This is a genomic window from Streptomyces sp. NPDC059957, from assembly GCF_042730015.1.
GTDB lineage: Bacteria > Actinomycetota > Actinomycetes > Streptomycetales > Streptomycetaceae > Streptomyces.
Genome location: NZ_JBHWMB010000089.1, coordinates 1 through 19,538, shown reverse-complemented (window position 1 = coordinate 19,538; position 19,538 = coordinate 1). Strand labels below are relative to the sequence as shown.

Here is a 19,538-nt window from a genome sequence, read left to right as displayed (position 1 = left end):
GGCGAGAGTCCTTCGGTCTCGACGGGGCCCGACCCCGGAACGGTGGCGTCGCTGACGCGGTCTACGCGTCGCCGTGGTCACCGGCCCAGCCGGTCGGGGCGATGACCCCGTTCGGCCAGCACCCGGGGCAGTCGCCCGCCTGCACCGACTGGCCACCCCAGGCCGGGCCCGGTTCGGCGGTAACGGAGGTGCCGTCGAAGCAATTGGGGCAGTCGCCCGCGACGGCGGCGCCGGCCAGGGGCAGCGAGAGGCCCAGGGCGGCGACGGTCAGGAGCAGGGCGGTGGCGGCGGCGCGCGTGAACTTCTTCATGCTCGGGATGCTTCCAGGAGCGGCGGGCCGGAGGACAGGCTTCCGGCCCACCTTCACCTGCTCAGCCCGGGTAGTTGGTGCGCCAGGGCTCGTAGTGCGGGTTGTCCTCGCACCGGTCCATGATCTCCACCTTCTTCACCGTGTCCACCGGGCAGACGGCCACGATGAACGAGCGCGCGATCCCGCCCGGGAAGGCCACCTCGACCTGGGAGGCGTACTTGTGGGTGTCACCGATGGTCTGATTGACGTCCACCCCGCCCGGGGCGTCGATGTAGTAGTTCCAGCCGCTCTTCCAGGACTTGTACAGGTCGTGGTTGTAGGTGGTGGAGACGTACGGGGAGGGCTGGTTGACCAGGACGTAACTCTCGATGTCGTACTGGCCGTTGAGGGTGTCCCTGGGCAGGAAACCCTCCTCGAAGACCACCGACGGCGGGCGGCCGTCCGAGCGGTAGAGCTGCTTGCAGTTGATCCGCCAGGACGGGGAGGGAGTGATGCGCTCCACCTCCACGCGCTCGTCGGCGGCGGCGAAGAGATGGTCCCGGACCCGGGGACAGGAGTTCGCGGGAGCGGCGGCGGCCGCGTGGAGTGATCCGGAGGGGGGTGCGGACGCGGACGCGGACGCGGAGGCCGGGGGAAGCAGGGCGGCGGCGAGGGCCGTCGCGAGCACGGCGGCGCGACGGCGCAGGGATGAGGTGATCATGCGCCCACCTTCACGGCCCCGTGACGGCCGCGCGGGCATCCTCACTCGATGGTGAGCGTGTCGTCAGTCAGCACCGACTGCCTTTACCCGGTGGCGAGTTGATGGCGTAACGATCCTTCGGCGGATGCTCGTCCTGCGGACCCGCGGCCCCGCTTCGCGGCCCGCCCGGGACCGGAACCCCGGGACCCGGTTCCTGATTCCCTGTACGCGCGCGGAGATGATCAACATAGCTGGGCCTCGCCGCCCACACCATGTGGCAGGTCTGCTTCCAGACCCCGGCGGCGGGGGCCGCGCCCCCGCCCGGTGCTGCGGCGATATTCGGCCTGATGCCCCGGCGGCCCTCGCTCTCCGTGGGCCGGCGTGCGCAGAATCGCCCTGTCGGAACAGTTCTGAGGGTGGGCGGAGCCATGGCATCAGCGGGCAGTACGGAGATACCGCGACTGGAGGGCTCCCCGCTGCTCGGGTCGCTCGCCGATCTGAAGTCGGACGCCCTCGGGACGTACCAGCGGGCGCGGCACCGGCACGGCGACGTCGTGCGGATCACGGCCGGTCCGCCAGGGCTGCGCACCGAGCTGCACTGCGTGTTCTCGGCGGAGGGGGCGCAGCAGGTCCTGGCCTCGCAGGCGGCCAACTTCCGCAAGGACAACGCCATCTACCAAGAGGTCCGCGAGGCCCTCGGCAACGGTCTGCTCACCAGCCAGGACGAGGACTACCTGCGCCAGCGGCGGCTGGTCCAGCCGCTGTTCACCAAGCGGCGGGTGGACGGGTACGCGCAGGCGGTGGCGACCGAGACCGCTTCCGTACTCGCCGCCTGGGAGGCGGCCCCGGACGGGGTCGTCGACGTATCCGACGAGATGATGGCGCTGGCGCTGCGCGCCGTCGCCCGGATCCTCTTCGGGACGGACGTGGACGCCACCGCCGATGTCGTGGACCGGTGTTTTCCGGTCATCACCGCCTACGTGATGCGCCGCGGCTACTCCCCCGTCAACCTGCCCCGCGACTGGCCCACTCCGGGCAACAAGCGGGCGGCCGCCGCGATGGACGAGCTCTACGCGGTGTGCGACGGGATCATCGCCGAGCGCCGCCGGAGTACGGAGCAGGGCGCGGATCTGCTGTCGTTGCTCGCCTCCGCCGGGAGTGTGGACGACGGGGAGTTCGACGCCACCGAGCTGCGCGAACAGGTGCTGATCTTCCTGCTCGCCGGGCACGAGACGACCGCCACCTCGCTCGCCTTCTCCCTCCACCTGCTGGCCCGCCATCCCGAGATCCAGGACCGGGCCCGCGCCGAGATCACCGCGGTGCTGGGGGACCGTACGCCCGGGGCCGCCGATCTCGACCGGCTCCCGTACCTCACCCAGGTGCTCAAGGAGGCCATGCGGCTCTACCCGGCGGCCCCCGTCCTCGGACGCCGCTCGGTCGCCGCGGCCGAGGTCGACGGGCACACCATCCCGGCCGGCGCCGATGTGATCGTGGCGCCCTGGGTGACCCACCGCCACCCCGCCTACTGGCCGGACCCGGAGCGCTTCGACCCCGACCGGTTCACCCCGGAGGCGGAGGCGGCCCGGCCGCGTTACGCCTGGCTGCCCTTCGGCGGCGGTCCGCGTGCCTGCATCGGACAGCACTTCTCCATGCTGGAGTCGGTGATCGCGCTGGCGATGCTGCTGCGGACCTACGAGTTCGAGGCGGTGGACACCGAGATCTCCGTCGTCGCCGGGATCACCCTGCTCGCCACCAGTCCGGCGCGCTGCCGGATCCGCCGCCTGGGTGCCTGAGGACCGGGAAGGCTGAGGACCGGGAAGGCGGAGGGCCGGGAGGCCTGAGGGTCAGCCGCCCGGCGCCGGTGTGTGGTTGCCCTGGAGCCGGGCGAGGTCCGAGGGCCGCACCTGGATGACGAAGAGCGCGATCAGCGCCGTGATCAGGGTGAACACGGCTGCCGCCACGAAGGCGGCGCTGACGCCCGAGGTGAGGACCTGGTCGCTCCAGGGCTTCGGGTACTGCTTGGTCTTGGCGAAGAAGAGCTTCTGTTCGGGTGTGGCGGTGCGCAGGAAGGAGCCCACCTGGTTCTTGGCCTCGTTGCGGCTGGCCGTGCCGAAGACCGTGACCAGGATGGACAGGCCCAGCGAACCGCCCACCTGCTGCATCGCGTTCAGGAGTCCGGAGGCCGCGCCCGATTCCCGGTCGGGGACGTTCGAGAGGGCCATCAGGGTCAGGGACACGAACTGCATGCCCATGCCGGCGCTGAACAGCAGCATCGGGCCCAGGATGCTGCCCAGGTAGGTCGAGTGGATGTCGGTCTGCGTGAGCCAGGCCAGTCCGGCGGCCGAGAGCAGGGAGCCGGTCACCATGAACGGCTTCGGGCCGAACTTCGGCAGCAGCTGCGAGGTCATCCCCGCCGTCACCGCGATCATCGCGCTGACCGGCAGGAAGGCGAGCCCGGCCCGCAGCGGGCTGAAGCCCAGCACGTTCTGCACGAACAGGGTCAGGAAGAAGAACATGCCGAAGATCGCGCAGGCGAAGAAGAGCATGATCGCGTACGTGCCGGCCCGGTTGCGGTCGGCGAACATGTGCAGCGGGGTGATGGGCTGGGGCGAGCGCCGTTCGTTGATGACGAAGAGCGCCAGCAGGACCACGGCCGCCGCGACGGAGCCGAGCGTCAGCCCGTCCAGCCAGCCGTCCTGGGACGCGCGGATGAACCCGTAGACCAGTGCCACCATGCCGACGGTGGAGAGCAGGGCGCCCGCGAGGTCGAAGTGTCCGGGGCGGCGTGCGGATTCGCGGATCACCTTCGGGGTGACCAGGGCGATCAGCAGCGCGATCGGGACGTTGACGAAGAGCACCCAGCGCCAGTTCAGCCACTCCACGAGCACCCCGCCGGCCAGCAGCCCGATCGCGCCGCCGCCGGCCGAGACGCCGGCGAAGACCCCGAAGGCCCGGTTGCGTTCGGGTCCTTCGCGGAAGGTGGTGGTGATCAGTGCGAGGGCGGTCGGGGAGGCGATGGCGCCGCCGACGCCCTGGAGGGCGCGGGCGCCCATCAACTGGCCGGCGTTCTGGGCGAATCCGCCTAGCAGGGAGGCCAGGCCGAAGAGCAGGACGCCGAAGATGAAGACGCGCCGCCGGCCGAGGATGTCGCCGGTGCGGCCGCCGAGGAGCAGCAGTCCGCCGAAGGTGAGGGTGTAGGCGTTGACGACCCAGGACAGGCTCTCGGTGGAGAAGTCGAGTGCGGTCTGGATGTGCGGCAGCGCGATGTTCACGATGGTGATGTCGAGAACGACCATGAGCTGGCAGGAGGCGAGCACGAACAGAGCTAGCCCGTGATGGCCATCGCTGTCTTGGACCTTGCCGTCGGTCCCGGTGCTGGTACTGCTCGGCGTAGCGTTCGGGTCCACTTTTTCGACGCTAAACCTGTACCCGGGGTGACACCACTCGAACGGCCTAGGCTATGTGGCATATGCAGTGTGATATGTGCCGTGTAGTATTTCACATGACACACTGATTCCATGGATCGCATGGATGACTTCCTCAGGCTCTCCGCGAGCACCGCCCGCTTCACCTACGGCGCCCCGCGCGCCTTCTCCTTCGGGGACGAAGGCCGGCTCCTCTGGTTCCTCCGCTCCACCGGCCCCACCGATCCCTTCGACAGCCTCTGGGTCCTGGACACCGCCACCGGCACCGAAACCCGGCTCGCCGACCCCCGCGAACTGTCCCCCGAGCCCGCGCCCCTCCCCGTCGTCGAGCGGCGCCTGCGCGAACGCTCGCGGCTCGTCGCCGCCGGGATCGGCTCCTACGCGCTCTCCGCCGACGGCCGCACGGCGGTGTTCGCGCTCTACGGGCGCCTGTACTGCGCCGCGTACGAAGGCGCCCGCGCGGCCGACGCCGGAGCGCCCGCGCAGCCCAAGGAACTCCCCACCGCCGGGCCCGTCTTCGACCCGCGCCCGAGCCCCGACGCCTCGCGCATCGCCTACGTCACCGGCGACGCCCTCCACACCGTCCCCGGCGGCCGGGTCAGCCCCGACGACGGAGCCCGCTGGGGCGTCGCGGAGTTCGCCGCCGCCGAGGAGCTCGACCGGCACCGGGGGCACTGGTGGTCCCCCGACGGGGAGCGCCTGCTGGCCGCCCGCGTCGACGAATCCGCCCTCCAGCGGCGCTGGTTCGCCGACCCGGCACACCCGGAGCTGGCGGCCGAGGACTTCGCGTACCCCGAGGCGGGCGGCCCCAACGCCGACGTGCGGTTCTGGGTGCTCGGACCGGGCCCGGACGCCGCCGTGCGGCTCGACTGGGACACCGAGACCTACCCGTACGTCTCCGACGCGGAGTGGGCCCCAAGTGACACCGCGCCCGCCGAGATCCTGCTCACCGTGCAGGACCGGCTCCAGCAGAACGTCCTGCTGCTCTCCGCCGACCGGGACACCGGGCGCACCCGGGAGCTGTCGCGCACCACGCACCCCCAGTGGGTCGACCCCATGCTGCCCGGCACCCCGGCGCGCCTGGCCGACGGCCGGATGCTCACCTCGGCCGACACTCCCGGCGGGGCGGCCCGCGCGCTCGCGCTGGACGGCGTACTGCTCACCGGGGACGGGCTCCAGGTCCGCAAGGTGGCCGGCACCCACGGGAACCGGCTGCTGATCGAGGCCGGACAGCGCGACCCCGCCGAGCAGCAGGTGCTCCTGCTGGATCCGGACACGGGGGAGGTGACCCCGCTCGCGGACGGGCCCGGGGTGCACTCCGTCCAGGCCGCGGCCGGGGCGCTGCTGCTGACCTCCGCCGATGCCGACGGGATCCGGCGCGTCCTGCGGACCGCCGACGGGCGGGAGTTCAGCCCCGTCGACCTGTCGCAGCCGCTGCCGTACCGGGTGGTCCCGGTGCTGGAGCGGGTCACCGAGCACGGGGTGCCCACCGCGCTGGTGCTGCCGCGCGGGCACGTCCCCGGCACGCGGCTGCCCGTCCTGATGGACAGCTACGGCGGCCCCGGCATGCAGGACGTCAGCGCCGAGCCGCGCCGCTGGCAGCACCGGCAGTGGTGGGCCGACCAGGGCTTCGCCGTGGTCACCGTCGACAACCGCGGCACCGCGTACGTCTCCCCGCGGTTCACGCACGCCATGTACCGGGGCTTCTCCGAGGTCACCCTGGAGGACCAGGTCGCCGCCCTGCAGGCGCTCGGGGCGCGCCACGCCGACCTCGACCTGACCCGGGTCGCCGTCCGCGGCTGGTCGTACGGCGGGTACCTCTCGGCGCTCGCGGTGCTGCGCCGCCCGGACGTCTTCCACGCGGCGGCTGCCGGGGCCGCTCCGACCGACCTCCGGCAGTACGACACGGCGTACACCGAGCGGTACCTGGGTCTGCCCCAGGCGCACCCGGAGGTGTACGAGCGGGACAGCCTGCTCTCCGACGCGGCGGGTCTGAGCCGGCCGCTGCTGCTGGTCACGGGGCTGGCCGACGACAACGTCCATCCCTCCCACACCCTGCGGCTCTCGCAGGCCCTGACCGACGCGGGCCGCCCGCACCAGCTGCTCGCGCTGCCGGGCGTCACGCACATGACCCCGGGCGGGGTGCGGGAGAAGGTCATGGCCCTGGAGCTGGAGTTCTTCCGCAAGGAGCTGGGCCTGGCCTGAGGAACGGCGGCCCGCCGGAACGGCGGCCCGCCAGAACGGCGAAGGGCCGGAACGACGGCAGGGCCCCGGAGCGAGATCATCGCTCCGGGGCCCTCCCCGTACCCGGGTTTCCCGCCGGTCCCCCGGGCGTCCGCGGCTACGCCATGTGGCAGGCCACCTCGCGGGAGGCGACCGTCCGCAGCAGCGGCCGTTCGGTGCGGCAGATCTCCTGCGCCACGGGGCACCTGGGGTGGAAGGTGCAGCCGGGGGGCGGGGCGGCCGGACTCGGCGGATCGCCGAGCAGCACGATCCGCTCGCGCCGCCGTTCCGCCGCCGGGTCGGGCAGCGGTACGGCGGACAACAGCGCCCTGGTGTACGGGTGCTGGGGGTTCTCGTAGAGCGACTTCTTGTCGCCCATTTCCACGATCCGGCCGAGGTACATCACGGCGACCCGGTCGCTGACCCGTTTGACGACGGAGAGGTCGTGCGCGATGAACACGTAGGCCAGGCCCAGTTCGACGCGCAGCCGCTCCATCAGGTTGACGATCTGCGCCTGGACGGAGACGTCCAGTGCGGAGACCGGTTCGTCGGCGATGATCAGCCGGGGGCTGGTGGCGAGCGACCGGGCGATGCCGATGCGCTGCGCCTGGCCGCCGGAGAACTCGTGCGGATAGCGGTCGATGTGCTCCGGGATCAGTCCGACGAGCTCCATCAGCTCGGCGGCCCGGCGGCGGGCGTCCGCCGCGCTCGAACCCTGCACCAGGAGCGGGTCGGAGATGATCCGGGCCACCGTCTGGCGGGGGTTGAGGGAGGAGTGCGGGTCCTGGAAGACCATCTGGAGGTTCCGCCGCAGGGGGCGCAGGGCGCCCTGGGAGAGCCGGCTGATGTCCTTTCCGTCGAACTCGACGCTTCCGGAGGTCGGTTCCAGCAACCGGACCAGCATCCGCCCGGTGGTGGACTTGCCGCAGCCCGATTCCCCTACGAGGCCCAGGGTGCGGCCGGCCTCCAGGTCGAAGGAGACTCCGTCGACGGCGCGCACGGGCGCCCCCCGGCGCCCGGTCGCGGTCCGTTTGCCGGGGAAGGACATCGTGAGGTCGCGCACGCGCAGCAGCGGCTGTTCCTCTCGGGCCGCCATGGCGGGAGCCCGCGTCGGGGCTGCTTCCCTGCTCATCGGGACACCTCTCGGGCAACGGTCTCTCCGGGTGTGGCCCGCGGCCCCGGCGGGCCCGCGGGGGCCGGGGTTCCGCGGCCCGCGAAATGGCACGCCGCCTGTCGGCCGGACCCATACACCGCGAGTTCCGGCCGCTCGGTCCGGCAGCGCTCCCGCTCTTCCTCGCCACCCGCGGCCGCGACTCCGCAGCGCGGAGCGAAGGCGCACCCCGGAGCCGGGGCGAGCAGCGAGGGCGGGGAGCCGGGGATGGCCCGCAGCGGTTCGTCGTCGGCGTCGTCCAGCCGGGGCAGGGAGTCGAGGAGCCCCCGGGTGTAGGGGTGTGCCGGGTCGGCGAACAGGTCGTCCACCGGGGCCTGTTCGGCGGCCCGGCCGCCGTACATGACGAGCACCTCGTGGGCGACGCGGGCGACCACGCCCAGATCGTGGGTGATCATGACGACGCCGAGCCCGCGCTCCTGCTGGAGCCCGGCGATCAGCTCCAGGATCTGCGCCTGCACGGTGACGTCGAGGGCGGTGGTGGGCTCGTCGGCGATCAGCAGGTCGGGTTCGCAGGCCAGCGCCATGGCGATCATCGCGCGCTGGCGCATACCGCCGGAGAACTGGTGCGGGTACTCACCCGCCCGGCGGGCGGGTTCGGGGATGCCGACCTCGCCGAGCATGTCGACGGCGCGCCGTTTCGCGGCGGCCCGGCCGGCCCGGAAGTGGACCCGGAAGTGCTCGGCTATCTGCTCGCCGACCGTGTAGTAGGGGTGCAGGCTGGACAGCGGATCCTGGAAGATCATGGCCATCTTGCGACCGCGCAGCTTGGAGAGCTCCTTCTCGGACTTGGTGGTCAACTCCTGCCCGTCCAGCGCAATGGAGCCGCCGATCTCGGCGCCCCGGTGCAGGCCCATGACGGCGAGGGAGGTGACGGACTTGCCCGAGCCGGACTCGCCGACGATGCCGAGGGTGCGGCCGGCCTCGACGGTGAAGCCGAGGGAGTCGACGGCGCGTACGGTGCCGCGCGGGGTGGTGAACGTGACGTGCAGGTCGCGCACTTGGAGCAGCGGGGCCGTGGGGACCGCGGCTTCGTGAGGAGGAGCCATCAGTACCTCACCCTCGGGTCGATGACGGCGTACAGGAGGTCGACGGCGAGGTTCGCGACGACGATGAAGAAGGCGGCCAGCAGGGTGACTCCGAGGACCACGGGCTGGTCCGAGCTGACCAGGGCCCCGTAGAACAGCCGTCCGATGCCAGGGAGTCCGAAGATGGACTCGGTGATGACGGCTCCGGCGAGCAGGCCGCCGAGGTCCATGCCGAAGATGGTGAGGATCGGGGTCATCCCGGAGCGCAGTCCGTGTTTGACCACGACGGTGCGCTCGGGCATTCCCTTGGCGCGGGCGGTGCGGATGTACGGCTCGGCCATCGCCTCGATCATCGAACCGCGGCTCTGGCGGGCGTACATGGCGGCGTAGAGCAGGGCGAGCGCGGTCCAGGGCAGGAGCAGGTTGCTCGCCCAGGCCAGGGGGTTGTCGGTGAAGGCCTGGTAGGTGGGGTAGGGCAGGAGCCCGGCGATCCGGATGACTCCGTAGATGAGCATCACGGAGGTGAAGTAGACGGGCAGGGAGGCGGCGGCGACCGCGCCGACCATGAGGGCCTTGTCCGTGGCCGTGTCCTTGCGCAGGGCGGCGGTGACTCCCGCGCCGAGTCCGAGGACGAGCCAGAGGACGGCGGCGCCGACGGCGAGGGAGGCGGAGACCGGGAGCCGGTCCATCAGCAGGTCCCACACGGGCAGGGAGTTCTCGTAGGAGTAGCCCAGGCAGGGGAAGTCGCACTCGACGGCGTACTGCCCGGTGCCGAGGGTGCGTCCGGTGAAGATCCCGGTCAGGAACTCGCCGAACTGCCGCCACAGCGGCTGGTCCAGGCCGAGGTACGCGCGTACGTCGGCCAGCCGCTCGGCGCTGCAGGTCTTGCCGCAGGCGGCGGCGGCCGGGTCGGAGGGGAGCACGTAGAAGATGAGGAAGGTGATGGCGGCGATGGCCAGGAGGACGCCGGCGAGGGCGAGCAGCCGGCGCGCGAGGTAGAGGATCACGTCCGGCCGCCCCTCGGGTCGAGGATGTCGCGCAGGGCGTCGCCGAGCAGGGTGAAGGCCAGGACCGCGAGGAAGAGGAAGAGGCTGGGGATGACGAAGTACATGGGGTCGGTCTCGTAGAAGGCCACGGACTCGGCGATCATCTGGCCCCAGGAGGGGGTGGGCGGGCGCACGCCCACGCCGAGGTAGCTGAGCGCGGCCTCGGTGCTGATCATGCCGGGGATGAGCAGGGTGGTGTAGGCGATGACCGGGCCGGAGACGCCCGGGAGGATGTCGCGGGTCAGGATCCGCCAGGAGCTCGCCCCGCCGACGCGGGCGGCGTCCACGTACTCGCGGTGTTTGAGCGAGAGGGCCTGGCCGCGGACGACGCGGGCGACGCCGGGCCAGCCGAAGACGCCGATGACGACGGTCATGAGGACGATGCGGTTGACGTCCTTGGCCACCGACAGCATCGCGATCATGAAGATGAGGGACGGGAAGGACATCGTCAGGTCCATCAGCCGGGACAGGACGGTGTCGGTGCGGCCGCCGAAGTAGCCGGCGGCGATTCCGGCGGCGGTGCCCGTCAGGACCACGATGGCGGTGGCGGCGAAGGCGATGAGGAGCGAGACCTGGGCGCCGTGGACGACGCGGGCGAACAGGTCGCGGCCGGTGACGGGTTCCACGCCGAGCCAGTGCTCGGGGCTGATCCCGCCGAAGGAGCCCAGCGGCTGGCCGCCGAGGTAGGGGTCGATGGCGGACTTGTCGAACTCGTCCGGGGACCAGCCGCCCAGCGCGCCCAGCCAGGGGGCGGTGACGGCCATCAGGACGAAGAGGAGGACGACGCAGAGGCTGACGCGGACGGCGGGGCGGCGGCGGAGTTCCCGCCGGGCGAGCTGCCAGGGGCTGCTGCCCGGAGGGATCTCCTTGGCCGCCGCCGCGTCCGCCGCCTCCGGGGAGCCCGGGTCGGCGGCGAGGGCGGCGGTCATGATCAGCCCTGGCCCTGGCTCTTGGCCGGGTCCTTGAGGCCGATGGTGGCGTAGTCGAGCTGGCCGACCCAGACGGGGTGGCCGAAGGCGCCGGCGATGTTGGTGCCGACGAGCAGCGGCTTGCGCTCCAGCAGGACGGGGACGGCCGGGGACTTCTTCATGATCTCGGCGTCGAGGTCGATCCAGGCCTGGTTGGCCTCCTTGGCGTCGGCCATGGCGTTGATCTCGTCGATCCGCTTGATCGTCGCGTCGTCCTTGAACTGCGAGTAGTTGCCCGAGTTGCCCTTGGTCTTGATGGTGCGGCCGTCGAAGACGAAGGGGAGGAAGGTGGAGCCGGAGGGGTAGTCGGGGCACCAGCCGGACAGGACGAGGTCGGGGGCGGTGGTGGTGTCGCCGATGACGTCGTAGTAGGCGCCCGGGTCGACGGTGTCGATGACCACTTCGACGCCCGCGCGGGCCAGGCCCTGCTGGATGGCCTCCGCCTTGCCCTTGTCACCGGTGGAGACGGCCAGGGAGACCTTCAGGGTCTCCTTGCCGGCGGCCTTGAGGAGCTCCTTGGCCTTGGCCGGGTCGCCGGACGGCGCGATCTTCAGGGTGTCGGCCTGCTTGCCGCCGGAGAGGGCCGGCGGCAGGTAGGCGGTGGCGACCTCGTTGAGGGCCGGGCCGCCGCCCGCCGTGACCACGGCCTCCTTGTCGACGGCGTACTGCAGGGCCTCGCGGACCTTCGGGTCGTCGAAGGGGGCGCGGGAGTTGTTCATCTGGAGCATCTCGGTACAGCCCTGGGACTCGGCCAGCAGCCGCGACTTGACCTCCGGCTTGGGGAGCACCTTGGGGGCGCTCTCGGGCCGCATGTCGGACCACTGGACGGAGGAGGCGTCGGCGCCCTCCCCGGCGATGATCCGGTCGTCGATCTGGCCGCCCTTGAGGCCCATGACGACCACGAACTTGTCCGGGTAGGCCTTGCGGACGGCGTCGGTCTTGGCGTCCCAGTGCTCGTTGCGGACCAGGACCAGCTTCTTGTCGCGGTCGTAGGACTCGATCTTGTACGGGCCGGAGGAGAACGGGCGGGCGTCGTACTGCGTGCCCTTCTCCTGGGACTCGGGGACCGGGGCGAAGGTGGGCAGGGTCGCGGTCGCGGAGAACTCGGCGACGGGACGCTTCAGTTCGAAGACGATCGTGCGGTCGTCGGGGGTCTTCACCGAGTCGAGGTGCTTGCCCTGGAGCGGGCCCTTGTAGCCCTCGGCGCCGGCGAGGTACTGGGCCGCGTAGTCGGGACCGCCGGTGAGGTCGGGGGCCATGGAGCGCTCGACGTTGTACTTGATGTCCTGCGCCTTGATGGGCGAGCCGTCCTCGTACTTCACGCCCTCCTTCAGGGTGAAGGTCCAGGTCTTGCCCCCGTTGGAGGGAGTGCCGAGGTCGGTGGCGAGGTCGGGGACGAGCTCGCTGCCGGCCTTGCCCGGCTCGGCCTTGAAGGTGACCAGGGTGCGGTAGAGGAGGCGGGTGCCGAAGTCCATCGTCGGCATGACCCAGTTGCGGGCGGGGTCGAGGTGGGAGAAGTCCTGGTTGGACAGGACCGTGATCGTGCCGCCCTTGACGGGGGTCCCGCCGAGGATCTTCCCGTCGTTGGCGGAGGCGGGGTTGGAGGCCCCGGCACCTGCGGCGGAGCCCTTCTTGGGGTCGGAGCAGCCCGAGGCGCCGAGTGCGAGTGCGGCCACCAGGGCGGTGGTGAGGGCGAGTTGGGTGCGCTTGGTCATGGGTCACTCCAGTGAAGGGCCGCGCTCTATGATGTGACCGGTAACATAGTAATGTGAAATTGTACTGACAAGGGGTTGGACCCAGGTTGGACCCACCGTTATCCAGCCGTGTCCAAATCGGGGCGGGCGCAGGGGTGTTGGGCATGCCGAAACGCCGGGCGCGCTGCTGCGCCGCCCGGCGTCGAGGGGGTGGGGGGTGGGGCCGTCGGCCCCGGCCCCAGGCCCGGAGCCGGGGCTAGAGGCCCGTGCCCAGGCGGCCCTTGGTTCGGCCCACCGGTTCGTCGCGGCCCTGGGCCCAGAGGGAGCGGACGTGGCCCAGGTGGCGGGTCATGCAGGCCTCGGCCGCCTCCGCGTCGCCGGTGAGCATCAGGTCCAGGAGCTCGATGTGCTCCTCGGCGGAGGAGACCAGCTTGCCGGCCTCGTCCAGGCCCGTCAGGCCGTACAGCCGGGAGCGCTTGCGCAGGTCGCCGACGGTTTCCACCAGGCGGTCGTTGCCCGAGAGGCCGAGGAGGGTGAGGTGGAAGCGGCGGTCGGCCTCCAGGTAGCCGATGAGGTTGTGCTCGCGCGCGCTGGTGACGATCTCCTGCGCGATGGGGCGCAGGGCCTCCAGGGCTTCGGGAGTGGCGATCTTCGTGATCCGGCCGATGGTCGGGACCTCGATCATCGTGCGCAGCTCGGTGTACTGGTCGAGATCGCGCTCACTGACCTCCGTGATCCGGAAGCCCTTGTTGCGGACCGGTTCCACCAGGCCCTCGCGGGCCAGGTCGAGCATGGCCTCGCGCACCGGGGTGGCCGAGACGCCGAGTTCGGCCGCGAGGCCGGGGGCGGAGTAGACGCTCCCGGGGCGCAGTTCACCCGCTATCAGGGCTGCCCGCAGGGCGTGGCCGACCTGGTCGCGGAGCCGTTCCTGAGCCTTGATGAGACTGTGCTGCTTCAGGTCACCCATTGCATTTCCTCCGAGACCGCTCACACCATCGGCGTGCGGAGGAACAGCGTACAATGTCACGTTGCGCTCGCTCCTCAGTGGACACCGCTCCCGGCGGCCTCGAACAGGGCCACCGCCACAGCCAGATCTTCCCAGGCCATGCCCACACTCTTGAAGAGCTGTGGAGAACTCGCCACCCCCGGACCCGGCATCCGGCCCGCGACCAGGTCGGCCAGGGTGCCGCTGATATGACCGGCGCCGATGGCCCCTTCGGCCTCCGGCACCAGCAGGTCGCCCGCCTCCCGCAGAGCCGCCGCACGCGACTCCACGTACACGGCCGCCCGCCGGACCAGCGCCGTGTCCACCTCGCGGGCGTCCGGCTCGTGCGAGCCGACCGCGACCACGGTGGCGCCCGACGCGATCAGCCGCCCGTCGAAGAGGGGCTCGCGGGAGGTGGTGCAGCAGATCACCAGGTCGGCGTCGGCCACTTCCGCCGCCGCCCCCGGCCGGGCCGGGACGCCCAGCCCCCGCGCGTGCGCCGCCAGCTTCTCGGCGCCGGCGGCGCTGTCCGCGGACCCCGCACGGGCCACGACCACCACCTCCGCCAGCTGCCGCATCGCGTGCACCGCTTCGAGGTGCCCGTACGCCTGCGGCCCCGATCCGAAGACCAGCAGCCGCAGCGGCCGCCCGGCCGGGGCCAGGTGGCGCAGCGCCAGCGCCGAGACCGCCGGGGTGCGCAGGGTGGTCAGCGCCGCCCCGTCGAGGAGGGCGAGGGGGCGCAGGGTGGGGCCGTCCAGGAGGAGGTAGGACCCGGTGATCCGGGGCAGCCCGAGCGCCGGGTTCCCCGGGGCCACCCCGGCGATCTTCACGCCGGCGTAGGCCCCGGTGGCGGCCGGCATCAGCAGCAGCTCACCACCGCCGGGCACGGGCAGGGCGCTGCGCGGCGGGCAGGTCTCCGGGTCCAGCCCGGCCAGCAGTACGCCGGCCAGCGCGTCGGCGGCGGCGGCCGGGGTCAGCAGCCCGGCCATCTCGGCGCCCGACAGTTGGGGGATCACAACAGGAACCCCGTGCCGAGCGCGTCCTGCGGGTCGACGCTGAAGAGGTGCTCACCGGTGCGGTACGCCGTACCGGTGACCTCCGTGACCACCCCGTCGGCCACCCGCGCGGCGACGCGGCCCGTGAACACCGTGCCCACGACCGACTCGTGCAGCAGGTCCTCCCCTTCCCCGAGCCGCCCGTCCTCGGCCAGCAGCGCGAGCCGCGCCGAGGTGCCGGAGCCGCAGGGCGAGCGGTCGATCTGCCCGTCGGCGAAGACGGTGACGTTGCGCTGGTGCGGCCCGAAGGGGGTGTCGGGGAGCTCCTCGTACAGGGTCACCCCGTACACCCCGGAGAGCAGCGGCCCGTCCGGGTGCCAGGTCCCGGGGTGGGTCGCGAGGGCGGCCCGGATCTCCTTCCCGGCGCGCACGAGCTCGGGCAGGGAGGCCAGGGTCACGTCGAGGCCGAGGTCCCGGGCGGGCAGCGAGGCGTAGCAGGCCCCGGCGTGCGCGATGTCCACCTCGGCCATGCCCAGGGTGGTGGCGACGGGCACCTTGCGGGCGCTGGTGCGGGCCGGGACGTTGCGGAAGGTGACCCCGGTGGTGCGGCCCCCGGTGCGGTGCACGGTCGCGGCGACCCGTCCCGAGGGCACGTCGATGCGTACCTGGACGTCCCCGTCGTCCGGGGCTGCGACCCAGCCGGTGTCCACGGCCCAGGCGCCCAGCGCCATGGCGCCGTGGCCGCAGGCGGTGGAGTAGCCGTCCTTGTGCCAGAACAGCACCCCGAAGTGGGCGCCGTCGTCGTCGGGCGGGACCACGAAGCCCCCGTACATCCCGGCGTGCCCGCGAGGCTCCTGAACGAGGAGCCGCCGTACGTCGTCCAGGGCGCCGCGCCGGGGGGCCGTGCCCGATCCCCCCGGTCCGATGGCGGTGGCGCAGCGCTCGGCCACGGTGTCCCCGGGCACCGGCGGGGCGCCGCCGGTGGTGAGGTCGACGATGCGGAAGGGCTCGCCCGCGGTGTGGTAGTCCACGGTTCGTACGACGGCGGTCACAGGAGGAACCCTCCGGGGAACGGGTCGGACGGGTCGAGGAAGTACTGGGCGGTGCCGGTGATCCAGGCCCGGCCGGTGACGGTGGGCACGAGGGCCGGGCGCCCGCCGACCATGGTCTCGGCCACGAGGCGGCCGGTGAACTCGGTGCCGATGAAGGACTCGTTGACGAAGTCGGTGTCCAGCGCCAGCAGCCCCCGGGCGTGCAGCTGCGCCATGCGGGCGCTGGTCCCCGTACCGCACGGCGAGCGGTCGAACCAGCCCGGGTGGATGGCCATCGCGTGCCGGGAGCGGCGGGCGTCGGAGCCCGGGGCGGCGAGGTAGACGTGCTTGACCCCGGCGATGGAGGGGTTCTCGGGGTGGACGGGCCGGTCCGGGGAGGCGTTGATCGCCTCCATGATGCCCAGACCGGCGGCGAGCAGGTCGTCCCCGCGCTCCCGGTCGAAGGGCAGGCCCAGTGCGTCGAGTTCGACGAAGGCGTAGAAGTTGCCGCCGTAGGCGAGGTCGTAGGTGACCGTGCCGTATCCGGGGACCTCGGCCTTGAGGTCGAGGCCGACGCTGAAGGCCGGGACGTTGGTGAAGGTGGCGGCGGTGGCCGCCCCGTCCTCGACGCGGACGTCGACGCTGACCAGGCCGGCCGGGGTGTCGAGCCGGACGGTGGTGACCGGCTCGACGACGGGAACCATGCCGGTCTCCACCAGGACGGTGGCGACCCCGATGGTGCCGTGCCCGCACATGGGGAGCAGGCCCGACACCTCGATGTAGAGGACGCCGAAGTCGGCGTCGGGGCGGGTCGGGGGCTGCAGGATGGCGCCGCTCATCGCGGAGTGGCCGCGCGGCTCGTACATGAGCAGGGTCCGGAGGTGGTCCAGGTGCTCGATGAAGTGGAGCCGCTTGTCGGCCATGGTGGCGCCGGGGATCACCCCGACTCCCCCGGTGATCACCCGGGTGGGCATGCCCTCGGTGTGCGAGTCCACCGCGTGGTAGACGTTTCGGGTGCGCATCAAGTCCCCCTCGGACTTCGGACTTCTGACTGGGTTAGCTGAGGCCCTCGGCGAGCGCCTTCTCGGTGGCGGCGCGGACACCGGCCTCGATCTCGCCGGTGAGCGGGAAGCGCGGCGGGCGGGTCGGGCCGCCCGGACGCCCGGCCAGGTCCATGGAGAGCTTGATGGCCTGGACGAACTCGGTCTTGGAGTCCCAGCGCAGCAGGGAGTGCAGGGACTTGTAGAGCGGCAGGGCGGTGTCGAGGTCTCCCGCGACGGCGGCGCGGTAGAGGGTGGCGCAGGCCTGCGGGAGCGCGTTGGGGTAGCCGGCGATCCAGCCGACCGCGCCGGCCAGGGCCAGCTCGAGCAGCACGTCGTCGGCGCCGATCAGCAGATCCAGCCCCGGGGCCAGTTCGGCGATCTCATAAGCCCGCCGCACGTCGCCGCTGAACTCCTTGACGGCGACGATGGAGCCGTCGGCGTGCAGCCGGGCCAGCAGGGCCGGGACGAGGTCCACCTTGGTGTCGATGGGGTTGTTGTACGCGACCACGGGCACGCCGACGCGTGCGACATCGGCGTAGTGGGCGCGCACGGTGTCCGCGTCGGCCCGGAAGGCGTTCGGCGGCAGCAGGAGTACGGATCCACAGCCGGCCTCGGCGGCCTGCTCGGCCCAGCGGCGGGATTCGGCGCTGCCGTAGGCGGCGACTCCGGGCATCACGCGGGCGCCGTCGCCGGCGGCCTCGACGGCGGTGCGGACGACGCGGGCGCGCTCCTCGTCGGTGAGGGTCTGGTACTCGCCGAGGGAGCCGTTGGGGACGACGCCGTCGCAGCCGTTGGCGATCAGCCAGGCCACGTGTTCGGCGTAGGCGTCGTGGTCGACGCTCAGGTCTTCCCGCAGGGGCAGGGTGGTGGCGACCATGATGCCGTGCCAGGGGCGGGTACGGGTGTCCGCAGCGGCGGGCGCGGGGGTGTGCGCGTGGGTCATGAGAGTGCTCCCTAGGGTGATGTGTGACATTTTACTAGTGGGTGTGACGTGGCCACAAGAGGTGCGGCCGCCCTGTCGGTGGTCCCGTCAGGGAAGTTCGGGGGAAAGTGCGGCCGGAGGTTCCGCCGGAAGTGCGGCGAGGTGCCGGAGCGGGACCGGGCAGGACAGCGGCCTGCGGTCGGGTGCGGGATCGGTCCCGGCGAGCGCGGCCACGGCCGGCCCGCACATCCGGCCCTGGCACCAGCCCATCCCTGCCCGGGTGAGCAGTTTGACCGTACGGGCGTCCCGCGCCCCCAGGTCTTCGACGGCCTCCCGGATCCGGCCCGCCGGGACCTCCTCGCAGCGGCACACGTCGGTGTCCTCGCGCAGCCAGCCGGTCCAGCCGGGGCCCGGGCGGTGGGCGCCGGCCATCGCGGCGGCGAACGCGCGCAGCCTCGTACGCGTACGGACCAGCCGCACCGGAACCACCCGGCCCGCGACCGAACGGGCCGCGATCTCCCCTTCGACCAGGGCCAGTTGAGCCCCCCCGATGCCGCCGGTCTCCCCGGCGGACCAGATCCCGGGGACGGAGGTCCGCTGCCCGGCATCCACTTCCAGGGCGACGGTGGCGTCCGGGCTCGGGCGGGTCGCGCAGCCGAGACCGGTGGCCAGCTCCAACTGGGGCACCAGCCCGTGGCCGACGGCCACGGCGTCGCAGGGGATGCGACGGGCGGTGCCGGGGACCGGGCGCCAGTCCCGGTCGAGGCGGGCCACGGTGACGGCCTCGACCCGGTCGGCGCCGTGCGCCTCGGTGACGGCGTGCCGGGTGAGCAGGCGCACCCCGTGGCGGACCAGCGCCCCGCCGTACGTGGCGCCTTCGGCGAGCTTGCCGGGGTTGCGGAGCAAGGCGGGAATGTGGTGCGCGTAGCCGGTGTACGCGGCCGCCTCCACGACGGCGGGCACCCGGGCTCCGGCGGCGGCGAGCGAGCCGGCCACGGCGAGCAGCAGCGGCCCGCTCCCGGCGACGACGACCCGGCTACCGGGGAGCACGAGCCCGCTCTTGAGCATGGCCTGCGCCCCACCGGCCCCGACGACCCCGGGCAGGGTCCAGCCGGGGAAGGGGAGCTGGCGCTCGTAGGCACCGGTGGCGAGCAGGACGGCACGGGCCCGGACCGTGGCGGGCACCTCGTCGGGCCCTGCGACGGCGTGCAGGGTCCAGGCGGCGCCCACGGAGTCCGGAGTCACCGTCCAGACGTGGTGGTACGGCAGGTACGTGACCCGGCCGGCCGACGCGTGGGCCCGCAGGGCGGCTTCACGCGAGGCGAAGTCCGCCCATCCGTGATGCAGCGCTTCGGGGCGGGCCGCGCCGAGTCCGGGCGCGGGGTGGCGGTAGTACTGCCCGCCGGGGCGCTCCCCCGCGTCGAGCAGGATCACGCGCAGGCCCAGGCCGGCGGCCGTGACCGCGGCGGCGAGGCCGGCGGGGCCGGCGCCGACGACGGCGAGGTCGGCGGCCTGGGAGTCAGACGGCGAGGTCGTCACGGCCGGTCCCTTCCTGGGTGGTGACGTGGTCGCCCGGGCGGGCGGGAACGAGGCACGCGCGCTGGTTCGGGCGGCCGTTGACGGTGACGAGGCAGTCGAAGCAGCTTCCGATCCCGCAGAACGCTCCGCGGGGGGCGGCGGTTTCGCGGGTGGTCCGCCAGGCGAGGATGCCGGCGGACCAGAGGACGGCGGCGATGCTCTGTCCGGACTGCGCCGGCAGTTCGCGGTCGTCGAAGCGGAGGCTCCACGTCTCCGCGGGGGCCCCGCCCACCAGGTCGCGGGGCGACCTCCGCCGCCCCCTCGTAGCTTCGCTCATCGCTTCCGTCCTCCTGGTTCCTCTGACTCGGTACGCGTTCCGCACCACGTGTGCCCTGCGGGGCTGTCCCCGACCCGCCCTTCCACCGTTCCCAGGGCCGGCCCTGACCCGGTCCTCAAACGCCGGACGGGCTGAAAGCGGGGGCCACAAGAGGGGGGTGGAACCA

At 72.6% G+C, this 19,538-nt stretch carries 17 protein-coding genes; 2 read left to right on the top strand and 15 right to left on the bottom strand.

Annotation, left to right across the window (positions count from 1 at the left end; all coding sequences use genetic code 11):
- Positions 1–61: 61 nt before the first annotated feature.
- On the bottom strand, positions 62–310 hold the full coding sequence (locus ACFWBW_RS36425) for a hypothetical protein (protein WP_385382332.1): 249 nt from the start codon (positions 308–310) through the stop codon (positions 62–64).
- Positions 311–371: 61 nt separating this feature from the next.
- Positions 372–1,010, bottom strand: coding sequence for an ADP-ribosyltransferase (locus tag ACFWBW_RS36420; protein ID WP_385382329.1), 639 nt, complete (start codon positions 1,008–1,010; stop codon positions 372–374).
- A 407-nt stretch (positions 1,011–1,417) separates the two neighbouring features.
- Here ACFWBW_RS36420 and ACFWBW_RS36415 point away from each other — a divergent pair, with 407 nt between their 5' ends.
- Positions 1,418–2,782: a cytochrome P450 gene (locus ACFWBW_RS36415; RefSeq protein WP_385382326.1), complete on the top strand. Its 1,365-nt coding sequence runs from the start codon at positions 1,418–1,420 to the stop codon at positions 2,780–2,782.
- A 51-nt stretch (positions 2,783–2,833) separates the two neighbouring features.
- On the opposite strand, the gene ACFWBW_RS36410 is transcribed toward ACFWBW_RS36415, so the two are convergent.
- On the bottom strand, positions 2,834–4,396 hold the full coding sequence (locus ACFWBW_RS36410; RefSeq protein ID WP_385382323.1) for an MFS transporter: 1,563 nt from the start codon (positions 4,394–4,396) through the stop codon (positions 2,834–2,836).
- 111 nt (positions 4,397–4,507) lie between these two features.
- On the opposite strand from ACFWBW_RS36410, the gene ACFWBW_RS36405 reads away from it, so the two are divergent.
- Positions 4,508–6,619, top strand: a complete 2,112-nt coding sequence (locus ACFWBW_RS36405) for a prolyl oligopeptidase family serine peptidase (RefSeq protein ID WP_385382321.1) — start codon at positions 4,508–4,510, stop codon at positions 6,617–6,619.
- A gap of 136 nt (positions 6,620–6,755) precedes the next feature.
- Here the strand turns inward: ACFWBW_RS36405 and ACFWBW_RS36400 are convergent, their stop codons facing one another.
- From ACFWBW_RS36400 to ACFWBW_RS36345, 12 genes are all read right to left on the bottom strand, one after another.
- Positions 6,756–7,769 carry an ABC transporter ATP-binding protein gene (locus ACFWBW_RS36400; protein ID WP_385382318.1) on the bottom strand — a complete coding sequence of 338 codons (1,014 nt, stop codon included), beginning with the start codon at positions 7,767–7,769 and terminating at the stop codon, positions 6,756–6,758.
- Positions 7,766–8,854 carry an ABC transporter ATP-binding protein gene (locus ACFWBW_RS36395; RefSeq protein ID WP_385382315.1) on the bottom strand — a complete coding sequence of 363 codons (1,089 nt, stop codon included), beginning with the start codon at positions 8,852–8,854 and terminating at the stop codon, positions 7,766–7,768. The genes ACFWBW_RS36400 and ACFWBW_RS36395 overlap by 4 nt, the downstream gene beginning before the upstream one ends.
- Positions 8,854–9,840, bottom strand: coding sequence for an ABC transporter permease (locus ACFWBW_RS36390; protein WP_385382312.1), 987 nt, complete (start codon positions 9,838–9,840; stop codon positions 8,854–8,856). The genes ACFWBW_RS36395 and ACFWBW_RS36390 overlap by 1 nt, the downstream gene beginning before the upstream one ends.
- Entirely contained in the window at positions 9,837–10,808 is a 972-nt protein-coding gene (locus ACFWBW_RS36385) for an ABC transporter permease (protein ID WP_385382308.1), read from the bottom strand. The genes ACFWBW_RS36390 and ACFWBW_RS36385 overlap by 4 nt, the downstream gene beginning before the upstream one ends.
- Positions 10,809–10,810: 2 nt before the next feature.
- Positions 10,811–12,562 carry an ABC transporter substrate-binding protein gene (locus tag ACFWBW_RS36380; protein ID WP_385382305.1) on the bottom strand — a complete coding sequence of 584 codons (1,752 nt, stop codon included), beginning with the start codon at positions 12,560–12,562 and terminating at the stop codon, positions 10,811–10,813.
- A 235-nt stretch (positions 12,563–12,797) separates the two neighbouring features.
- The gene (locus ACFWBW_RS36375; protein WP_385382302.1) at positions 12,798–13,508 is read right to left on the bottom strand and encodes a GntR family transcriptional regulator; all 711 of its coding nucleotides are present in this window, start codon (positions 13,506–13,508) and stop codon (positions 12,798–12,800) included.
- A gap of 74 nt (positions 13,509–13,582) precedes the next feature.
- Positions 13,583–14,515, bottom strand: a complete 933-nt coding sequence (locus ACFWBW_RS36370; RefSeq protein ID WP_385382353.1) for an ornithine cyclodeaminase family protein — start codon at positions 14,513–14,515, stop codon at positions 13,583–13,585.
- Between the two features lie 23 nt (positions 14,516–14,538).
- Entirely contained in the window at positions 14,539–15,573 is a 1,035-nt protein-coding gene (locus ACFWBW_RS36365) for a proline racemase family protein (RefSeq protein ID WP_385382299.1), read from the bottom strand.
- Positions 15,570–16,574 (bottom strand): proline racemase family protein, encoded by a 1,005-nt coding sequence (locus ACFWBW_RS36360; RefSeq protein WP_385382296.1) that lies wholly within the window; start codon positions 16,572–16,574, stop codon positions 15,570–15,572. The genes ACFWBW_RS36365 and ACFWBW_RS36360 overlap by 4 nt, the downstream gene beginning before the upstream one ends.
- Positions 16,575–16,608: 34 nt before the next feature.
- Positions 16,609–17,538: a dihydrodipicolinate synthase family protein gene (locus ACFWBW_RS36355; protein ID WP_385382293.1), complete on the bottom strand. Its 930-nt coding sequence runs from the start codon at positions 17,536–17,538 to the stop codon at positions 16,609–16,611.
- A gap of 87 nt (positions 17,539–17,625) precedes the next feature.
- A complete protein-coding gene (locus tag ACFWBW_RS36350; RefSeq protein ID WP_385382290.1) occupies positions 17,626–19,056 on the bottom strand; it encodes an NAD(P)/FAD-dependent oxidoreductase in 1,431 nt (476 codons plus the stop codon).
- Positions 19,037–19,372: a (2Fe-2S)-binding protein gene (locus tag ACFWBW_RS36345; protein WP_385382287.1), complete on the bottom strand. Its 336-nt coding sequence runs from the start codon at positions 19,370–19,372 to the stop codon at positions 19,037–19,039. Before ACFWBW_RS36345 ends, ACFWBW_RS36350 begins: the two co-directional genes overlap by 20 nt.
- Positions 19,373–19,538: the final 166 nt, after the last annotated feature.

What these genes read in the sequence shown, in the direction of transcription:
- ACFWBW_RS36425 (WP_385382332.1), bottom strand. Translation starts at nt 310, where the DNA reads ATGAAGAAGTTCACGCGCGCCGCCGCCACCGCCCTGCTCCTGACCGTC.
- ACFWBW_RS36355 (WP_385382293.1), bottom strand. Translation starts at nt 17,538, where the DNA reads ATGACCCACGCGCACACCCCCGCGCCCGCCGCTGCGGACACCCGTACC.
- ACFWBW_RS36415 (WP_385382326.1), top strand. Translation starts at nt 1,418, where the DNA reads ATGGCATCAGCGGGCAGTACGGAGATACCGCGACTGGAGGGCTCCCCG.
- ACFWBW_RS36370 (WP_385382353.1), bottom strand. Translation starts at nt 14,515, where the DNA reads ATGGCCGGGCTGCTGACCCCGGCCGCCGCCGCCGACGCGCTGGCCGGC.
- ACFWBW_RS36385 (WP_385382308.1), bottom strand. Translation starts at nt 10,808, where the DNA reads ATGACCGCCGCCCTCGCCGCCGACCCGGGCTCCCCGGAGGCGGCGGAC.
- ACFWBW_RS36395 (WP_385382315.1), bottom strand. Translation starts at nt 8,854, where the DNA reads ATGGCTCCTCCTCACGAAGCCGCGGTCCCCACGGCCCCGCTGCTCCAA.
- ACFWBW_RS36360 (WP_385382296.1), bottom strand. Translation starts at nt 16,574, where the DNA reads ATGCGCACCCGAAACGTCTACCACGCGGTGGACTCGCACACCGAGGGC.
- ACFWBW_RS36375 (WP_385382302.1), bottom strand. Translation starts at nt 13,508, where the DNA reads ATGGGTGACCTGAAGCAGCACAGTCTCATCAAGGCTCAGGAACGGCTC.
- ACFWBW_RS36400 (WP_385382318.1), bottom strand. Translation starts at nt 7,769, where the DNA reads ATGAGCAGGGAAGCAGCCCCGACGCGGGCTCCCGCCATGGCGGCCCGA.
- ACFWBW_RS36345 (WP_385382287.1), bottom strand. Translation starts at nt 19,372, where the DNA reads ATGAGCGAAGCTACGAGGGGGCGGCGGAGGTCGCCCCGCGACCTGGTG.
- ACFWBW_RS36380 (WP_385382305.1), bottom strand. Translation starts at nt 12,562, where the DNA reads ATGACCAAGCGCACCCAACTCGCCCTCACCACCGCCCTGGTGGCCGCA.
- ACFWBW_RS36420 (WP_385382329.1), bottom strand. Translation starts at nt 1,010, where the DNA reads ATGATCACCTCATCCCTGCGCCGTCGCGCCGCCGTGCTCGCGACGGCC.
- ACFWBW_RS36405 (WP_385382321.1), top strand. Translation starts at nt 4,508, where the DNA reads ATGGATCGCATGGATGACTTCCTCAGGCTCTCCGCGAGCACCGCCCGC.